This window comes from Kitasatospora sp. GAS204B, from assembly GCF_029892155.1.
GTDB lineage: Bacteria > Actinomycetota > Actinomycetes > Streptomycetales > Streptomycetaceae > Kitasatospora.
Window position 1 is genome coordinate 166,528 of the sequence record NZ_JARZAG010000001.1, and the last position, 17,184, is coordinate 183,711.

Below are 17,184 nucleotides of genomic sequence, written 5' to 3' on the forward strand. Positions count from 1 at the left end.
TGTTCCTACCATCTGATGCATCATCCGAACCCTCAGGAGGCTCCGGTGGCCGGCAGATGTGCGGTAGGGGGACGGAAGACCGGGACCGGTCGGCGGGCATCCGCCTGGCTGGTCCTGACCCCGCTGGTGCTCGGGCCGCTCGCGGCCTGCTCCGGCGGCGGTCACGGCAGCGGCAACGGCCCACCGCGGGTGGTGGACGCCGCCCGCCTGGTCCGCACCTCGTCGGTGCCGGTCGCCGAACCCGGCAAGCCGTTCACGGTGACCGCCGCCAGCGGGGACAACATCACCGACGTGATGCTGACCGGCCCGGACGGCAAGCAGCTGCCCGGCGCGCTGGATCCCGACGGCCACGGCTGGCACAGCACCGTCCCGCTGCTGCCCGGCACCCGCTACGCCGCCCGGATCGCCGCCGCCGACAACCACGGCGGGCGCGGCGAGTACACCGACGACTTCACCACCAAGGCCGCCGACCAGCTGCTCACCGCCGAGCTGGGCCCCGACCTCGGCCGGGACACCTACGGCGTCGGTGAGCCGCTCACCGTGAAGCTCTCCGCGGAGGTCAAGGACCAGGCCGCCCGGCAGAAGGTGGAGAGCGCACTGACCGTGGTCTCCGAGCCCGCGGTGACCGGCGCCTGGTACTGGGTGGACGACAAGGACCTGCACTTCCGGCCGAAGGACTACTGGCCGGCCAACGCCGCGGTGAAGCTCGTCTACGACCCGCAGGGGCAGCAGATCGAGGGCGGCCTCTACGGCGGGGCGGCCGGCTCGGTCGCCTTCAAGACCGGTGACAAGGTCGAGGCGATCGTGGACGCGGCCAGCGACGAGCTCACCTACAAGCGCAACGGCGAGGTGGTCACCACCTTGCCGGTGACCACCGGCAAGCCCGGCTTCGACACGCGCAACGGCATCAAGGTGGTGCTCGGCCAGGAGCGGGTGGTGCAGATGAGCAGCGAGACCATCGGCATCGCCAAGGGCAGCAAGGACGCCTACGACCTCAAGGTCGAGTGGGCCACCCGGGTCACCTGGAGCGGCGAGTACGTGCACGCCGCGCCCTGGTCGGTGGCCTCGCAGGGCGTGGAGAACGTCAGCCACGGCTGCACCGGGATGAGCACCGACAATGCCGAGTGGTTCTACGAGCACACCCGGGTGGGTGACATCGTGCAGGTGGTGAACAGCCACGGGCACGACATGGAGCCGTTCGGCAACGGCTTCGGGGACTGGAACCTGAGCTGGGACGAGTGGCTGAAGGGCAGTGCCCTGGGCAAGCCGGTGAACACCCAGGCGCCGGCGGTGGCCGTTCCCGCCACGGCCACCCTGCGCCCGCAGGTCTGAACGCCTGCGGGGCCTGAGCTGCTGACGGCCCGTGCGGCCGTCAGCAGCTCAGGGGGATCGATCACCCGGGGTCGGGTCCGTAGACGAGGTCCAGCGCGCCGCTCACGGCCGCCAGGGCCTCGTCTCGTGTGACGCCCAGGCGCCGGGCCCGAGCCGCGTACTCGCCGGCCGCGCCGGCCGCCAAGCGGTGCGCGGTGTCGCCGGTGGCGGCCACCAGGGTGCCCCGTCGGCCGTGCGTCTCCACCACCCCGTCCGCCTCCAGCTCGCGGTAGGCGCGGGCCACCGTGTTCGCGGCCAGGCCGAGCTGCTCGGCCAGCGCCCGCACGGTCGGCAGCCGTAGGCCGGCCGGCAGCTCGCCGGTCCTGGCCTGCTCGGCGATCTGCCCGCGCAGCTGCTCGTACGGGGGTGTGGCGGCGGCGTGGTCGATGCTCACCTGCACGGGGCGGTTCTCCTCGGTCGTTCCACAGGCTGACTGGGCGTCACCTATTGTGCCCGCATATGCCAAGGGCCCCGTCCGGCGGTGCCGGACGGGGCCCTCAGGTGGCTGACGCGATGTCAGGAGCCGGGGATCAGTGGTGGCCGTGGCCGCTGGTGATCTCCTGGTGCTCCTCGGCGGTCGGCTTGGGGATCTGGTTGCCCTCGCCGAACATGCTCTCGGAGAGCTTGGCCCGGGTCTTGGTGACCAGGCCGACCTTGCGGGCGACACCGTTCTCGTCGACCTCGGCGGGCAGCTCCAGCGGCTCGTACTGCTCGTGCGAGGTGAGCGTGTGCAGCGCCCCCTGCGGGAGCTGGGCGTGCACCTCGATCATCTCACCGTGCGGCAGGCGCTTGATGACGCCGGTCTCGCGGCCGTGCAGCACCTTCTCCTTGTCGCGGCGCTGCAGCCCCAGGCACCAGCGCTTGGTGATGAAGAAGACCACCACCGGGACGATGAACGAACCCGCCCGGACGAAGTAGGTGATGTCGTTCAGCGACAGGTGGAAGTGGGTGGCGATCAGGTCGTTGCCACCGCCGGAGAGCAGCACCAGGTAGAGGCTGATCCAGGCGGCGCCGAGCCCGGTGCGCACCGGGGCGTTGCGCGGACGGTCCAGGATGTGGTGCTCGCGCTTGTCGCCGGTGATCCAGTTCTCGATGAACGGGTAGGCCGCGATCGCGACGAGCACCAGCGGGAAGAGCACCAGCGGGATGAAGACACCCAGGTTCAGGGTGTGGCCCCAGGCCCGGATCTCCCAACCCGGCATGACGCGGATCAGACCCTCGGCGAAGCCCATGTACCAGTCGGGCTGGGCGTCGGTGGAGACCTGGTCGGGCCGGTACGGGCCGTACGCCCAGACCGGGTTGACCGAGGCGATCGCGGACATCGCCGCGATGATGCCGAAGACCAGGAAGAAGAAGCCGCCGGCCTTGGCCATGTAGACCGGCATGAGCGGCATGCCGACCACGTTCTTCTCGGTCTTGCCCGGGCCCGCCCACTGGGTGTGCTTGTGGTAGAAGACCAGGATCAGGTGCGCGACCAGCAGGCCGAGCATGATCCCGGGGATCAGCAGCACGTGGATCGTGAAGAACCGCGGCACGATGTCGGTACCCGGGAACTGCCCGCCGAACAGGAAGAACGACAGGTAGGTACCGACCAGCGGGACGGCCAGGATGGCACCCTCCATGAACCGGATACCGGTACCGGAGAGCAGGTCGTCGGGGAGCGAGTACCCGAGGAAGCCGTCGAAGAAGCCCAGGAAGAGCAGCAGGAAGCCGAAGACCCAGTTGATCTCACGGGGCTTGCGGAACGCGCCGGTGAAGAAGACGCGCATCATGTGCACGAACATCGCGGCGACGAAGACGATGGCCGCCCAGTGGTGGATCTGACGGATCAGCAGACCACCGCGGACCTCGAAGCTGATGTTCAGCGTCGAGGCGTAGGCCTCCGAGACCCGGACGCCGTTCAGCGGCGCGTACGAGCCGTTGTAGATGACCTCGCCCATGCTCGGCTTGAAGAACAGGGTGAGGTAGACACCGGTCAGGATGATGATGATGAAGGTGTAGAGGCAGATCTCGCCGAGCATGAAGGACCAGTGGTCCGGGAAGATCTTGCGCAGGTTGGACTTGGCCAGGGAGTAGATCCCCAGCCGGCCGTCCAGGTAGTCCGCGGCGGCTTCCGCCTTGTTCGCGGGCTTGGCGCGGGTGCTGGCCGGAGCGGCCTGCTTCCCGCCGGTGGACGCGGAACTCATTGGCTGCGCTCCCAGAAGCTCGGGCCGACGGGGTGACTGAAGTCCCCGGTGGCGACCAGGTAGCCCAGGGAGTCAGTGGAGATCTTCAGCTGGGGCAGCGGGTGCCCGGCCGGGCCGAAGATGACGCGAGCGCCGTCCGCCAGGTCGAAGGTCGACTGGTGGCAGGGGCAGAGCGCGTGGTGGGTCTGCTGCTCGTACAGCGAGATCGGGCAACCGACGTGGGTGCAGATCTTCGAGTAGACGAGCACGCCCTGGAAGCCCAGCGCGGCCGAGTTGGGGTCCTTGATGTCCTCCGGCTGGATCCGGACGATCATCAGGGCGTCCTTGGCGATCTGCTGCTGGAAGTCCTCGTCCGACTCCTGCAGCCCGTTGGGGCGCAGGGCCGAGGGACCCGGCCTGGCGAACGTCAGCGAGCCGACCTGGATGTCCTCGGGCTTCATCGCCTCGTTGGTGTTCATGTTGATCAGCTGGATCGGCATGCTCGGCGTGGCCTCGGACCACGCGGTGCTGTCCAGCGACTTCTCGGGCAGCGGGCCGAGGTCGCGCAGCAGCATCACGCCGGAGAGCGGGACCAGGGCCATCGAGCCGATCAGGGTGTTGCGGATCATCTTGCGGCGGCCGAAAGCGGACTCGGCGGCACCGGTCTTGAACTGCTCGATGACGTCCGCGCGGACCTCGTCGTCAGCCTCGATGGGGTGACGCTCGGCCGGGTGCTCGACGTCCGACATCAGCGTGCGCGCCCAGTGCACGGCGCCGGCGCCGATGCAGAAGAGCGCCACGGCCAGGGTCATACCGAGCGCGAAGTTCATCGCGCTGATGTGGCCCAGCGGGAAGATGTAGACGATCCTCGTCGGGTCGATGGCCACGTAGCTGGCGATGAAGCCGACCGTGGCCAGCATCGACACGATGAAGAGCAGCGACACCTGGCGCTCGGCCCGCTTGGCGGCCCGCTCGTCGATATCGGTCCGGCGCACCTCGTGGGCCGGCAGGCCCGGGTCCGCGAACGGGTTGTCGGCAGCGGCTACATCGCCGTGCCCTTCGGCGTGGTTCGCCGGCAGCTTGTCGTCTGACATGTCGTGGCTCATGACTTCTTGGCCTTGGTGGTGTGAGCGGCGACCCAGATCGCGATGGCGATCAGGACACCGAGACCGAAGATCCAGCCGAACAGGCCCTCGGTCACCGGACCGAGGCTGCCGAGCGAGAGACCACCGGGGTTGGGCGCCTCGTTCGCCTGGTAGCGGACGAAGGCCACGATCTCCTGCTTCTGCTTCTCCGGCATGGTGCTGTCAGGGAAGGAGGGCATGTTCTGCGGGCCGGTCTGCATGGCCTCGTAGATGTGCTTCGGGTCCACGTTCTCCAGCGACGGCGCGAACTTACCCTGCGTCAGGGCACCGCCGGCGCCGGCGAAGTTGTGGCACTGCGAGCAGTTGGTACGGAACAGCTCGCCGCCCTTGGAGATGGCGTCGGTCTCGGTCGACGTGTACTGGTCCTTGGTCGGCGTCACCGGGCCGGGGCCCAACGAGGCGACGAACGCGGCCATCGCGTCGATGTCGTCCTGGCTGTAGATGTTCGGCTTCTTCAGGACCTGCGCACCCGGCTGCTGGGCGGGCATCCGGCCGGTGCCGACCTGGAAGTCGACCGCGGCGGAGCCCACGCCCACCAGGCTCGGGCCGGTGGAGCTGCCCTGACCGTTCAGGCCGTGGCACGAGGAGCAGCCCACGGCGAAGAGCCGCTTGCCCTCATCGATCTGGAGCGACTGCGCGGAGCTGTCGGCCTTGGCCGCCTCGGCGGGCGCGAACATGCCATACAGCCCCCCGGTGGCCGCGAGGGCGAAGAGTAGGACGACCAGCGCCGCCAGCGGGTGGCGCCGTCGTGCGGAGAGCTTTTTCACGGAATAACCCCGGTGTCAGGATCAGGATCTGGTCGGCTGGTGGAGGCCCGGTGCCGTGGGGGCATCGGCCTGGCGTGGGCACGGGCAATGGACCCGGCGCCGGTGAGGGCATACGGGTCCCGGCCGGCGGCCAGCGACCTGATCGGTTACTTGATCAGGTAGATGGTCGCGAAGAGGCCGATCCAGACCACGTCGACGAAGTGCCAGTAGTACGACACGACGATCGCCGCGGTGGCCTGCTCATGCGTGAACCGCTTGGCTGCGTACGTCCGCCCCAGCACCAGCAGGAAGGCGATCAGACCGCCCGTCACGTGGAGCCCGTGGAAGCCGGTGGTCAGGTAGAACACCGAACCGTACGGGTCGGAGGAGAGCGAGATGCCGTCCTTCTTCACCAGGTTGGTGTACTCGTAGATCTGACCGCCGATGAAGATCGCGCCCATCACGAAGGTGAGCGAGAACCACGAGCGGAGCTTCTTGACGTCACCACGCTCGGCGGCGAAGACGCCGAGCTGGCAGGTGAGCGAGGAGAGCACCAGGATCGTGGTGTTCACGGAGGAGAAAGGGACGTTGAGGGCATGTGCCTTCTCGGCCCAGAAGCCTGGCCCCTTCACGGAACGTGCCGTGAAGTACATCGCGAAGAGGGCCGCGAAGAACATCAGCTCGGAACTCAGCCAGACGATGGTTCCGACGCTGGTCATGTTCGGTCGGTTGACCGATCCATGTGCGTGCCCGGTTTCTACTGCTGTTGCTGTCGCCACGACCGACATTATGTCGGTCCCTTATTCCGTCTTCACGCCGGGGGGTCTCCCTCGGAGTGTCCGGTGCGTGCGGTATGCCCGGATGGCTGCGCCACGGGCCGTGCGTACCCGGCGGGCGCTCGTTGACGAGGGCTTTCGTCGCACTGATGGGACTTTTCTGACGGCGCGTCCGGCCTGACCACTCCTTCGCGCGGCGCGTCCTGACGGTGGGCGGAGCGCGGGTGCGGTACCGCTCTGGGCCGTCCGGGTGGACTGTACCGCCGAGGGTGACGGGTCCTCGCCCGCTCGGGTGATGGCCCGGCAGTCGCCGGGGTGATCTTCGGACCGGAGCCGATCCGGAAGAGATCCCGCCAGTCGCCCTCCACGGCCGGTGATCGGGAGTAGCATCCACCGTGCTGGACGTGGTCTGGATCACATGGGAGCAGGTCGATGGCGACGCACACGAGTGACGAGACGCTCACCGTTCTCGTTTACAGCGATGACCGCAACACCCGGGCGCAGGTCACCTCGGCGCTCGGCAGCCGGCCGGCCGCCGACCTGCCGGAGGTCGACTACCTGGAGTGCGCCACCGTGCCGGCGGTGCTCAAGGCGTTGGAGAAGGGCGGGGTGGACCTCTGCGTCCTGGACGGCGAGGCGGTGCCGGCCGGCGGCCTGGGGCTGGCCCGCCAGGTGAAGGACGAGATCTACGGCTGCCCGCCGGTGCTGGTGCTGATCGGCCGGCCGCAGGACAGCTGGCTGGCCGCCTGGAGCCGGGCGGACGCCGCGATCTCCCAGCCGGTGGACCCGGTCGCGCTCGCCGAGGCGGTGGCCAAGCTGCTGCGGGCCCGGCTCGGTGCGCGCAGCCTGACGCGCTGAGCCTGGACGCCGGGCCGCCCTCGGGCGGCGCGGCCGTCTCAGCAGGAGAGAAGGGTCGCCGTGGATGGCCTGGCGGCCCTTCGCCGGTCGCTAGGCTGGCCGCATCCTCTGTAACGAGCACCGGATGCGAGCTGGAGTAGGCCATGGTGGATGTGAACCCTGCGAACGGCGGTCAGGACCCCGCGCAGGTGGTCCGCACCTGGCCCGACCTGCTGAGCACGCTGCTGGACGGCGGTGACCTGTCCCGGGCGGACGCCGCCTGGGCGATGGACCGGATCATGAGCGGCGAGGCCAGCCCGGTGCAGGTGGCCGGCTTCATGGTGGCGCTGCGGGCCAAGGGCGAGACGGTGGCCGAGGTCGCCGGGCTGGTCGAGGCGATGTACGCGCACGCCGAGCCGCTGCACATCCCGGGGCCCGCGGTGGACATCGTCGGCACCGGCGGCGACCGGGCCAAGACCGTCAACATCTCCACCATGTCGGCCATCGTCGCGGCGGCGGCCGGCGCCAAGGTGGTCAAGCACGGCAACCGGGCCGCCTCCTCGGCCAGCGGCTCCTCCGATGTCCTGGAGCGGCTGGGGATCCGGCTGGACCTGAGCGCCCGGCGGGTGGCCGAGGTGGCCGAGGAGGTCGGCCTGACCTTCTGTTTCGCGGCCAAGTTCCACCCCGCGATGCGGCACGCCGCCCCGGCCCGCCGCGACCTCGGAGTGGCCACCGCCTTCAACATCCTCGGGCCGCTGACCAACCCCGCCCACGTCACCGCGCACGCGGTCGGCTGCTTCGACACCCGGCTGGCCGCCCTGATCGCCGGGGTGCTGGCCGAGCGCGGCTCCACCGCGCTGGTCTTCCGCGGTGACGACGGGCTGGACGAGCTGACCGTCTGCACCACCTCGCGGGTCTGGGTGGTGCGCCAGGGCACGGTCGCCGAGACCGTGCTCGACCCGCGCGAACTCGGGATCGAGCTGGTCGGCATCGAGGCGCTGCGCGGTGCCGACGCCGAGTACAACGCCGAGGTGGCGCGGCGGGTGCTGGCCGGGGAGCGCGGGGCGGTGCGCGACGCGGTGGTGTTGAACTCGGCGGCGGCACTGGTCGCGCTGGAGTTGACCGAGGCGCCGCTGGTCGAGCAGCTGGCCGCCGCGATGGTGCGCACCGCCGCCGCGATCGACTCCGGCGAGGCGCAGCACACCCTGAAGCGCTGGGCCGAGGCCACCGGGCGCTGACGGCACGTCACCAACCGAAGGACCCGCGCGCCGTTGAGGTGCGCGGGTCCTTCGGTTCGCCGCACGGTCAAGGGTGCCCCTGGCCACGCTGTCCGCATGGCGGAACGGTGTTTGACCACGCTTCGGGCGCTGATCTACAGTCTTCGCCAGGTCATGAGTGACAGCGCGACAAGCCCCAGCTTGCTGTCCGGCAACCCTCCGTCCGTGGCGGGGTGCCCTGGGTGAAGACCAGGCCAGGCGGCGACAGGTCCGCACGGCAAGCGCGGACCACCGGCATCTTTCGCACTCCCGGGGTCCTGACCCTCGAAGGAGTGCATCCGTATGTCCACTTCCGTTGACCTCTGCGCCCCCCTCGCCGTGCTCGGTGCCGATGTGCAGGTCCCGCTGGTCTCCGGTGCGAGGGTCGGTTACGCCGCGCTCGACTACGCGGCCAGCGCTCCGGCCCTGCAGCGGGTCTGGGACGAGGTGGCCGCGTACGCCCCGTACTACGGCAGCGTGCACCGCGGCGCCGGCTACCTCTCGCAGCTCTCCACCGACCTGTTCGAGCAGAGCCGGCGCACCGTCGCCGACTTCCTCGACCTGCGGGAGGACGACCAGGTGGTCTTCACCCGGGCCACCACCGACTCGCTCAACCTGCTGGCGGGCGCACTGCCGGCGGGCACCCGGGTGTTCGCCTTCGAGACCGAGCACCACGCCTCGCTGCTGCCCTGGGCCCAGGCCGGATTCCCGGTCGGCTACCTGCGGGCGCCGAGCTCGCCCGAGGAGGCGGTGGCCGCACTGGACGAGGCGCTCGCGGTCTGCGTCGCGCGGCACGGGGCCGGGCCGCGGCTGCTCTGCGTCACCGGCGCCTCCAACGTCACCGGCGAGCTGTGGCCGGTGGCCGAACTGACCCGGGTCGCCCACCGGTACGGTGCCCGAGTGGTGCTGGACGCCGCGCAGTTGGCCCCGCACCACCGGGTCTCGGTGCGCGAGCTGGCGGTGGACTGGGTCGCGTTCTCCGGCCACAAGCTCTACGCCCCGTTCGGCGCGGGCGTGCTGGCCGGGCGCGCCGACTGGCTGGACGCGGCCGAGCCCTACCTGGCCGGCGGCGGCGCCTCGCGCACGGTGGCGCGGGAGGCGGACGGCTCGGTGGCGGTCGAGTGGCACCAGGGTCCGGCCCGGCACGAGGCCGGTTCGCCGAACGTGATCGGCGCCTACGCCATCGCCGCGGCCTGCCGGGCGCTGACCGAGGCCGGCTTCGAAGCCCTGGAGGCCCGCGAGCAGTACCTGATCGACCGGCTGACGGCGGGTCTGGCCGAGATCCCCGAGGTCAGGGTGCTCAGCCTGTTCGGTGCCCGGGCGGCCCGGGTCGGGGTGCTCTCGTTCGTGGTCCGGGGCTGGAACAGCTCGCACTTCTCGGCGGCGCTCTCGGCCGAGTACGGCATCGGGGTGCGCGACGGGCTGTTCTGCGCGCACCCGCTGGTGCGCACGCTGCTGGGGTCGGACGCGCCCGCCCCCTCCTCGGCGTGCGGCGCGCCCGACGCCTCGCTGCCGGGGGAGCGCAGCCTGAACGCGATCCGGGTCAGCTTCGGGGCGGGGACACCCGAGGAGCACCTCGACCGCTTCCTGGCGGCGGTGCGCGAGCTGGTCAGCGACGGCGCGCGGTGGAACTACCGCAACGAAGGCGGCCGTTGCGTGGCCGACACTCGACGTTAGAGCTGTCAGCCGTCCAGGCCGAGCGCGAAGGCGGCCTCCAGGTCGTGCTGCGAGTACGTCCGGAAGGCGATCTGGGTCTCGGTGTGGGCGACCCCCGGCACCTTGTTGAGCCGGCCGGGGATCACCTCGGCCAGGTCGTCGTGGCGGCGCACCCGCACCATGGCGACCAGGTCGTACCCGCCGGTCACCGAGTAGACCTCGCTCACCCCGTCGATCGCGGCGATGGCCTCGGCGATCTCCGGGATCTGGTCGACGCTGGTCTTGACGAGCACGATGGCGGTGATCACGGCTGGACTCCTGGGTCGAGGGTGGGGCCAGCGTATCCGGCGCGTCGGGCCGCCACCCACAAGGCCAGGAACCCGGCACTGAAGCCGATCACATGGGCCAGGTAGGCGACCCCGCTGCCCGCCTGGCGCAGCGACCACCACTGCACGCCGAACCAGAGGCCGAGCACCAGCCAGGCCGGCAGCCGCAGCGGCAGGAAGAGCAGCGCCGGGACCAGCGTGGTCACCCGGGCCCGTGGATAGAGCCGCAGATAGCCGCCGAGCACCCCGGCGATCGCCCCCGAGGCGCCGACCAGCGGGCGCAGCGACTCGGGGCCGTGCCCGCCGACGGCCGCGTAGCCGTACCCGGCCAGCACGCCGACGGCCAGATAGAAGAGGAGGAAGCGCAGCCGGCCCAGCCGCTCCTCGACACCCGCGCCGAAGACATAGAGGAAGAGCATGTTGCCCAGCAGGTGCAGCCAGCCGCCGTGCACGAAGAGCGAGCTGAGCGCGGAGAGGGCCGGCACCTTGTGCGGGGTGGCGAGCAGCGGGCAGCCGGGCAGCGGTGCGGGGAGGCCGGCCAGCTGAGCGGAGGTCAGCGGACGGTTGCTCAGCAGCTCGGCGGGGATCGCGCCCCACCGCTGCTGGTAGTGCTGGGCGGCGCAGGCGCGCGCCGGCGCGGTCGAGCCGTAGCCGGGGTTGATCCCGCTCGGGCCGGCCAGGAACACCAGGCAGTTGAGCGCGATCAGGAGATAGCTGACGAGTGGGGTCGGCCCCTCGTGGCGCTGGTCTGCCATGGCCGGATCCATTCCGCGCCGGCGCGCTCGTGACACCGCGGTGTACGGCGAGCGGGTGAGCGGGCGAGCAGGCGTTCGAGCGGGCCGCGGTGCTGGTGGGAACCGGTATCCGGTGCCCGCCGTCTCAGCAGGAGGCCCTAGGCTTGAGACCTGGCCGGCACGTCGGCCCGGACCAGGTACCAGCCGAGAGGACCTCGCTCATGCCCGTCCCCGTGCCCACCGCCGAGACCCGTTGGCGCTGCACGCTCTGCGGCAACCTGACCCGGTTCGATGTGACCCGGTCCTCCCGCGTGGTCGAGTACCTGCACCTGGACCTGGCCGGTGAGCCCAAGGTGGAGGAGACCGAGGTGCTCAGCGAGACGCTGGAGTCGATCCGCTGCCGCTGGTGCAACGCGGTCGACCAGGTCGAGCTGGTGGCTCGCCCGGACGCCGAGGAGCCCGACGCGGCGCCCGCCGGGGACGGGGCCGGGCAGGCCGGCTGAGCGGGCGCTGCTGAAAAACAGTCGCCGCGCACGCGACAATTGCATCGAGCGGTGAGAGTCACCGGGTGGTGAGTCGAGGCGCCACGGCCCTGGGCCGGGCGACCGCGCAGATCATGATCGGAGCCGAGGACGCGATGGACGCAGCCAGCCAGGCCGCCGAGCCGCAGGGGCCGCTGCCCGCTGCCGGCGAGCCGGTCGCGTCCGCGACGTCCGCCGACGGCGCTGTGGACCCGGCCGCAGCCGTCGGCCCGGCCGGCGAGCAGGTGGTCGAGCCGTCGGCCGAGGCGTCGGTCCAGTCGTCGGTCGAGGACGAGCAGCCCGCCGAGCAGCTGGACCGCCCGCTGCCCGAGGGTGTGCGCCGGCGCGTGGTGGGCCTGGCCGCCGACGCGCTCGGCGGCCTGCCGCCCGCCGACCTGCCGCCCTCGCTGCGCCCGTACGCCAAGTTCACCCCCGCCCGGCGGGCCAAGTACGCCGGCACCGCGCTGGCCGCCGCCCTGGAGGCCGAGCCGGTCTTCCGCCTGCGGATAGCTGACCGGCTGCGGCTGGGCCAGCCCGACCTGGTGAAGGCACTGGAGGCGGGCCAGGTCCCGGGCGCGGCCGAGCCCCTGGATGTGGCCGCCGCCGCCTACCTGTTGCGCAGCCGTGGCTGGACCCGGCTGGTCGCCGAGGCCGGCGAGCAGGTCGAGCGGGCCGGCGCCGAGGACGCAGCCGCCGAGGCGGCCCGACTGGTGGAGAAGCTCCAGGAGGAGCTGACCGCCACCCGCACCGCCGCCCGCGCCGACCTGGACCGCCAGCGCGCGGAGGCCGAGGGCACCCGCAAGGAGCTGGAGACGCTGCGCAAGAAGCTCCGCGGGCTGGAGAGCGACACCCGCCGGGCCCAGGCCGAGACCCGCAAGGTGCAGGCCGAACTGACCTCCGCCGCCGCTGCCGCCGCCGTCGAGCGCGGCGCCGCCGAGAGCGAGAACCGGCGGCTGAAGCACCGGGTGGCCGAGCTGGAGACCGCCCTGGAGGCCGGGCGCCGCTCGGCCCGCGAGGGACGCAGCGTGGAGGACATGCGGTTGCGGCTGCTGCTCGACACCGTGCTGCAGTCCGCCCAGGGCCTGCAGCGCGAGCTGGCGCTGCCGGTCACCCAGCTGCACCCGGCCGACCTGGTGGACGCGGTCGTCCCGGGCTCCGCCTCGCCGCACGACGTGGCCCGGCGCGGGCTGGCCGAGGACGACCCGGCGCTGCTCGACCAGCTGCTGGCGATCCCGCAGGTCCACCTGGTGGTGGACGGCTACAACGTGACCAAGACCGGTTACCCGACGCTGCCGTTGGAGCAGCAGCGGCTGCGGCTGCTGGGCGGTCTGGCGATGCTCGCGCAGCGCACCCAGGCCGAGGTGACCTGTGTCTTCGACGGGCAGGACCTGGACGTGCCGGTGATCATGGCGCCACCGCGCGGGGTGCGGGTGCGGTTCAGCAGGACCGGGCAGACCGCGGACGAGCTGATCCGCCAGCTGGTGCGGGCCGAGCCGCAGGGCCGGCCGGTGGTGGTGGTCTCGGCCGACCGGGAGGTGGCCGACGGCGTGCGCAAGGCGGGCGCGCGCCCGGTCGCCTCGGTGTTGCTGCTGAACCGGCTGGCCCGCAGCTGACCAGCGCTCAGCTGGTGAAGACCCGGTGAACACCTGGCCTGGACCGTGAGTTCGTGGGGGTGGGGGAGTGGCGCAGGGATCTGATGTTCACTAGGGTCTGGCGTCAAACCTATTTTTCCGGTCACTCACCCGATCGGGTGACCCGGTAGAAGAAGGAGCAGTCCCTTGGCGTCCCACCGCCGTCCCAAGCAGTCGAGCCGCGCGCGGATCACCGTGCTCACCGCCGCTGCGGCGACCGCGGTCGCGATCTCCTCGCAGAGCGGGGCCTGGGCCGACCCGGCGCCCACGGTCGACCAGGTCAAGGCGCAGATCGATGCGCTGAACAACCAGCAGGAGGCCGCGGCCGAGCAGTACGACGGCGCGAAGGAGCGCGGTGACCAGCTGCGCCAGCAGGCTTCCCAGCTGCAGGACGAGGTGGCCCGCACCCAGGACCAGGTGACCCAGCTGCAGGGCGGCCTCGCCGCCGTGGCCGGGCAGCAGTACCGCGACGGCGGGATCGACCCGTCGGTCCAACTGATGCTGAACTCCCACCCGGGCACCTATCTTGACCAGGCCTCCAGCATGCAGGTGGCGACCAGCACCGAGGCGGACGCGCTGAAGTCGCTGCAGGGCGAGGAGCGCAACCTCGACCAGATCAAGAAGGAAGCCGCCGACACGCTGGCCCAGTTGGATTCGGCCACCGCGCAGCTGAACCAGGCCAAGTCGGACGTGCAGGCCAAGCTGGCCGCCGCGCAGAAGCTGCTCAACTCGCTGAGCGCCTCGCAGCGCGCCCAGCTGGCCGCCCAGCAGGCGGCCGCCTCGCGCGGCAGCGCCCGGGCCCAGCTCAGCACGCTCAACCTGCCGCCGGCCTCCGGCTACGCGGGCCAGGCCGTGCAGGCGGCGCTCACCCGCCTGGGCGACTCCTACGTCTGGGGTGCCACCGGCCAGACCACCTTCGACTGCTCGGGTCTGATGCAGTGGGCTTACGAGCAGGCCGGCGTCTCGCTGCCGCGCACCTCGCAGGAGCAGGCCACGGTGGGCACCGGGGTGCCCAGCCTGGCCGACGCCCAGCCGGGCGACCTGGTGATCTTCGGCGGCGACCGGCACCACGTGGGCATGTACATCGGCGGCGGCAACATGGTGCACGCGCCGCACACCGGTGACGTGGTGCGGATCGCCAGCGTCAGCACGATGGGCGAGTCCTACATCATTCGCCGGGTCTGACCCGCCGTCGCTCCGCCGCGCACGCCGCGCTCCTGATCCCCCGTCACCCGCCAGGTGTGACGGGGGACACTTGTTCGCACGCTACTTGATCACCTGTTGGTGATCTGCATAGCACCCAGAGTCAAAGTTGCCGAGTTTTTCTGACAAGGATTTGAACGGATCACAGATTTGTTACTAGGGTCGGCAACCAGACCCACGCGATGGTGATCACCCGACCCGGGTGGCGGCGCGGGTTACCGCCGAGTCTGGAAAGCAGCACGGGCAGTTGACTGTCCGACGGGGAACCCCTGCGGGGGAGCTGTGGACCGGAGCCGGGGAACCACGTTCCTCCGGGGTGAATCGGCGCCAGGTCGGCCGTGGGCCGGTGAGGCGTCGTAGGGCAAGTCTTCCAGCCCGAACCCGTCAGCTCACCCGGTAGGCGGTCCGAGGGAAGAAGGATTCGTGGCGTCCCATCGTCGTCCCAAGCCCGTTGGCCGTACCCGCGCGTCGATTCTGACCGCCGCTGCCGCCACCGCCGTGGCGCTCTCCTCGCAGGGCGCGGCGCACGCCGACCCGGCGCCCTCGCTCGACCAGGTCAAGTCCCAGGTCGACGACTTGAACAACCAGGCGGAGCAGGCCACCCAGCAGTACGACGGCGCCCAGGCCCAGCAGCAGACGCTGCAGAAGCAGGTCGGCGACCTGCAGGACCAGGTGGCGCGGCAGCAGGACCAGGTGACCAACCTGCAGGCGGGGCTGGCCTCGGTGGCCGCCGACCAGTACGCCAACAACGGCATATCGCCGACCGTGCAGATGATGCTCTCGTCCCACCCGGACAGCTTCCTCGGCCAGGCCAGCGCGCTCAACCAGCTGAACACCACCCAGGCGGAGACGCTGAAGGAGCTGCGGAGCGAGCAGACGGTGCTCGACCAGAGCAAGGCCGAGACGCAGAGCAAGCTCACCGCGCTGGATGCCACCACCCAGCAGCTGAAGTCCGCCAAGGACACCGTCCAGGCCAAGCTGCAGCAGGCCCAGAACCTGCTCAACACGCTCACCGAGCAGCAGCGCCAGCAGATGGCCGCCCAGCAGGCGCAGGCCGACGCGCAGGCGAAGGCCGCCGCCCAGCAGGCGCAAGCGCAGGCACAGGCCGCCGCTGCGGCGCAGTCGCAGAGCGCCGCCTCGCGCGGCTCGTCCCGCACCGACCTCGGCAGCACCACGACGCCGCCGGCCGCGCCGACCACCGGCAACTCGGCCGCCGCCGCCGCGATCGCCGCCGCCGAGAGCAGGCTCGGCGACCCGTACCACTTCGGTTCGACGGGTCCCTCCGAGTTCGACTGCTCGGGTCTGATGCAGTGGGCTTACGCGCAGGCCGGTGTCTCGCTGCCGCGCACCTCCCAGCAGCAGGCCGCGATCGGCACCAACGAGGGCACCAACATCGCCAACGCGCAGCCGGGCGACCTGCTCATCTTCAACAACTATGACCACGTCGGCATGTACGTCGGTGGTGGCACGATGATCCACGCGCCGCGCACCGGTGAGAACGTCAAGTACGAGTCGGTCGCCAACATGGGTGGGGTCGAGGCGATCATCCGCCCCTGACACCCCCCGACGCCGCTGGCGAAGCGTCACCCAGGCCCGGTCTCCCGTGCGGAGACCGGGCCTTCGCCGTTCTGCTGTCTGATTGTGGATCAAATATTCGTATTGGCAGGAGTTTGGACTCATCCGTCCCGACTCGCTAACGTCTGCGCTCGGACCTCAGCTCCTCCGAGGGCTCTCCCCGAGCTCTCACGGCGATTGGAGTCGTCAGACGATGGCGATTACACCCCCGTCGGGTACCGCGCGCCGGTTCGCCCGGGTGCTGGCGGTCACCGCTGCCGCGACCACCGCGCTGGCGATGACGGCCAGCGCCCAGGGCGCACCGGCCGGGCCGGACAAGAACGACGTCAAGGCGCAGGTCGACCAGCTCTACACCGAGGCCGAGCAGGCCTCGGAGAAGTCCAATGCGGCGGAGGAGGACGCCAAGCGGCTGCAGGCCGAGACCAGCGCCCTGCAAGCGCAGGTGGCGCAGGGCCAGGACACGCTCAACCGGATGCGCTCGGTGCTGGCCACCGTCGCGGCCGCCGAGTACCGCTCGGGCGGGATGGACCCGGCCGTTCAACTGATGCTCTCCAGCGACCCCGCGGGCTACCTGATCAAGGCGCGCAGCCTGGCCGAGGCGGGCCGGCAGCAGGCCGCCTCGCTGCACGAGGTGCTGGAGCAGCAGCGCCGGCTCGACCAGCGGCGCAGCGAGGCGAGCGCCAAGCTGGCCGAGCTGGAGACGGTGCGCAGCACGCTGGCGCAGAGCAAGCAGCAGGTCCAGCAGCGGCTGAAGAGCGCCCAGGCGCTGCTCGACAGCCTCTCCGCCGCCGAGCGGACCCAGCTGGCCGCGCAGGACGCCCGGGAGGCGGACGAGCGGGCCGCCCGCGGCGCCGAGCGGGTGGACCTGGGCAACCAGCCGCCCGCGTCGGACCGGGCCGCGCTCGCGGTGGCCGCGGCGCTGAGCAAGCTCGGCTCCCCTTACGTGTACGGATCCACCGGGCCCGGCAGTTTCGACTGTTCGGGTCTGATGTACTGGAGCTGGCAGCAGGCGGGAGTGAGCCTGCCTCGCACCTCGCAGGCACAGGCGTTCGGGGGGCAGCGGATCAGCCTGGCCGAGGCGCGACCGGGAGACCTGGTGATCTTCTTTCACGACATGCACCACGTCGGCATGTACGTCGGCGGTGGCACGGTGATCCACGCCCCCTACCCCGGAGCCCGGGTGCGCTACGAGAACGTCGCGGCGATGCCGGTGGCGACGGTGGTGCGGGTCTGAGTACCGAC

General features: G+C 71.1%; 16 protein-coding genes and 2 riboswitches. Of the genes, 9 read left to right on the forward strand and 7 right to left on the reverse strand.

Going from position 1 to position 17,184, the window contains the following annotated elements:
* The first annotated feature begins 45 nt into the window (after positions 1-45).
* The gene (locus P3T41_RS00805) at positions 46-1,332 is read left to right on the forward strand and encodes an Ig-like domain-containing protein (protein ID WP_280686946.1); all 1,287 of its coding nucleotides are present in this window, start codon (positions 46-48) and stop codon (positions 1,330-1,332) included.
* A gap of 61 nt (positions 1,333-1,393) precedes the next feature.
* On the opposite strand, the gene P3T41_RS00810 is transcribed toward P3T41_RS00805, so the two are convergent.
* The 5 genes from P3T41_RS00810 to P3T41_RS00830 form a co-directional block, all read right to left on the reverse strand.
* Entirely contained in the window at positions 1,394-1,771 is a 378-nt protein-coding gene (locus P3T41_RS00810) for a GntR family transcriptional regulator (protein ID WP_280686947.1), read from the reverse strand.
* Between the two features lie 130 nt (positions 1,772-1,901).
* On the reverse strand, positions 1,902-3,557 hold the full coding sequence (locus P3T41_RS00815; RefSeq protein WP_280686948.1) for a cytochrome bc complex cytochrome b subunit: 1,656 nt from the start codon (positions 3,555-3,557) through the stop codon (positions 1,902-1,904).
* A complete protein-coding gene (locus tag P3T41_RS00820) occupies positions 3,554-4,630 on the reverse strand; it encodes a Rieske 2Fe-2S domain-containing protein (RefSeq protein ID WP_280686949.1) in 1,077 nt (358 codons plus the stop codon). The genes P3T41_RS00815 and P3T41_RS00820 overlap by 4 nt, the downstream gene beginning before the upstream one ends.
* 8 nt (positions 4,631-4,638) lie before the next feature.
* Positions 4,639-5,448 (reverse strand): c-type cytochrome, encoded by an 810-nt coding sequence (locus tag P3T41_RS00825; RefSeq protein WP_280686950.1) that lies wholly within the window; start codon positions 5,446-5,448, stop codon positions 4,639-4,641.
* A 146-nt stretch (positions 5,449-5,594) separates the two neighbouring features.
* The gene (locus tag P3T41_RS00830) at positions 5,595-6,215 is read right to left on the reverse strand and encodes a heme-copper oxidase subunit III (RefSeq protein WP_280686951.1); all 621 of its coding nucleotides are present in this window, start codon (positions 6,213-6,215) and stop codon (positions 5,595-5,597) included.
* A 420-nt stretch (positions 6,216-6,635) separates the two neighbouring features.
* On the opposite strand from P3T41_RS00830, the gene P3T41_RS00835 reads away from it, so the two are divergent.
* The 3 genes from P3T41_RS00835 (at position 6,636) to P3T41_RS00845 (ending at position 9,973) form a co-directional block, all read left to right on the forward strand.
* Positions 6,636-7,061, forward strand: a complete 426-nt coding sequence (locus P3T41_RS00835; RefSeq protein ID WP_280686952.1) for a hypothetical protein — start codon at positions 6,636-6,638, stop codon at positions 7,059-7,061.
* A 143-nt stretch (positions 7,062-7,204) separates the two neighbouring features.
* The gene (gene trpD, locus P3T41_RS00840; RefSeq protein WP_280686953.1) at positions 7,205-8,278 is read left to right on the forward strand and encodes an anthranilate phosphoribosyltransferase; all 1,074 of its coding nucleotides are present in this window, start codon (positions 7,205-7,207) and stop codon (positions 8,276-8,278) included.
* 149 nt (positions 8,279-8,427) lie between these two features.
* A riboswitch (SAM riboswitch) is annotated at positions 8,428-8,547 on the forward strand.
* Between the two features lie 52 nt (positions 8,548-8,599).
* Positions 8,600-9,973: an aminotransferase class V-fold PLP-dependent enzyme gene (locus P3T41_RS00845; protein ID WP_280686954.1), complete on the forward strand. Its 1,374-nt coding sequence runs from the start codon at positions 8,600-8,602 to the stop codon at positions 9,971-9,973.
* A 5-nt stretch (positions 9,974-9,978) separates the two neighbouring features.
* On the opposite strand, the gene P3T41_RS00850 is transcribed toward P3T41_RS00845, so the two are convergent.
* Positions 9,979-10,260, reverse strand: a complete 282-nt coding sequence (locus P3T41_RS00850; RefSeq protein ID WP_280686955.1) for an Lrp/AsnC ligand binding domain-containing protein — start codon at positions 10,258-10,260, stop codon at positions 9,979-9,981.
* On the reverse strand, positions 10,257-11,033 hold the full coding sequence (locus tag P3T41_RS00855; protein WP_280686956.1) for a rhomboid family intramembrane serine protease: 777 nt from the start codon (positions 11,031-11,033) through the stop codon (positions 10,257-10,259). Before P3T41_RS00855 ends, P3T41_RS00850 begins: the two co-directional genes overlap by 4 nt.
* Positions 11,034-11,233: 200 nt before the next feature.
* Between P3T41_RS00855 and P3T41_RS00860 the strand changes: the two genes are divergently transcribed.
* From P3T41_RS00860 to P3T41_RS00880, 5 genes are all read left to right on the forward strand, one after another.
* Complete coding sequence (locus P3T41_RS00860) at positions 11,234-11,515, forward strand: hypothetical protein (protein WP_280686957.1); 282 nt, start codon at positions 11,234-11,236, stop codon at positions 11,513-11,515.
* Between the two features lie 134 nt (positions 11,516-11,649).
* Positions 11,650-13,146 carry an NYN domain-containing protein gene (locus P3T41_RS00865; RefSeq protein WP_280687306.1) on the forward strand — a complete coding sequence of 499 codons (1,497 nt, stop codon included), beginning with the start codon at positions 11,650-11,652 and terminating at the stop codon, positions 13,144-13,146.
* 165 nt (positions 13,147-13,311) lie between these two features.
* Positions 13,312-14,349 carry a C40 family peptidase gene (locus tag P3T41_RS00870; RefSeq protein ID WP_280686958.1) on the forward strand — a complete coding sequence of 346 codons (1,038 nt, stop codon included), beginning with the start codon at positions 13,312-13,314 and terminating at the stop codon, positions 14,347-14,349.
* A gap of 286 nt (positions 14,350-14,635) precedes the next feature.
* A riboswitch (cyclic di-AMP (ydaO/yuaA leader) is annotated at positions 14,636-14,784 on the forward strand.
* A gap of 6 nt (positions 14,785-14,790) precedes the next feature.
* Complete coding sequence (locus tag P3T41_RS00875; protein ID WP_280686959.1) at positions 14,791-15,924, forward strand: C40 family peptidase; 1,134 nt, start codon at positions 14,791-14,793, stop codon at positions 15,922-15,924.
* A gap of 211 nt (positions 15,925-16,135) precedes the next feature.
* A complete protein-coding gene (locus tag P3T41_RS00880) occupies positions 16,136-17,176 on the forward strand; it encodes a C40 family peptidase (RefSeq protein WP_280686960.1) in 1,041 nt (346 codons plus the stop codon).
* The last annotated feature ends 8 nt before the right edge of the window (positions 17,177-17,184 follow it).

Excerpts from the sequence above, each read along its gene's own strand:
- P3T41_RS00815 (WP_280686948.1), bottom strand. The coding sequence starts at position 3,557 with ATGAGTTCCGCGTCCACCGGCGGGAAGCAGGCCGCTCCGGCCAGCACC.
- P3T41_RS00820 (WP_280686949.1), bottom strand. The coding sequence starts at position 4,630 with ATGTCAGACGACAAGCTGCCGGCGAACCACGCCGAAGGGCACGGCGAT.
- P3T41_RS00830 (WP_280686951.1), bottom strand. The coding sequence starts at position 6,215 with ATGTCGGTCGTGGCGACAGCAACAGCAGTAGAAACCGGGCACGCACAT.
- P3T41_RS00835 (WP_280686952.1), top strand. The coding sequence starts at position 6,636 with ATGGCGACGCACACGAGTGACGAGACGCTCACCGTTCTCGTTTACAGC.
- trpD (WP_280686953.1), top strand. The coding sequence starts at position 7,205 with ATGGTGGATGTGAACCCTGCGAACGGCGGTCAGGACCCCGCGCAGGTG.
- P3T41_RS00845 (WP_280686954.1), top strand. The coding sequence starts at position 8,600 with ATGTCCACTTCCGTTGACCTCTGCGCCCCCCTCGCCGTGCTCGGTGCC.
- P3T41_RS00855 (WP_280686956.1), bottom strand. The coding sequence starts at position 11,033 with ATGGCAGACCAGCGCCACGAGGGGCCGACCCCACTCGTCAGCTATCTC.
- P3T41_RS00860 (WP_280686957.1), top strand. The coding sequence starts at position 11,234 with ATGCCCGTCCCCGTGCCCACCGCCGAGACCCGTTGGCGCTGCACGCTC.
- P3T41_RS00865 (WP_280687306.1), top strand. The coding sequence starts at position 11,650 with ATGGACGCAGCCAGCCAGGCCGCCGAGCCGCAGGGGCCGCTGCCCGCT.
- P3T41_RS00880 (WP_280686960.1), top strand. The coding sequence starts at position 16,136 with ATGGCGATTACACCCCCGTCGGGTACCGCGCGCCGGTTCGCCCGGGTG.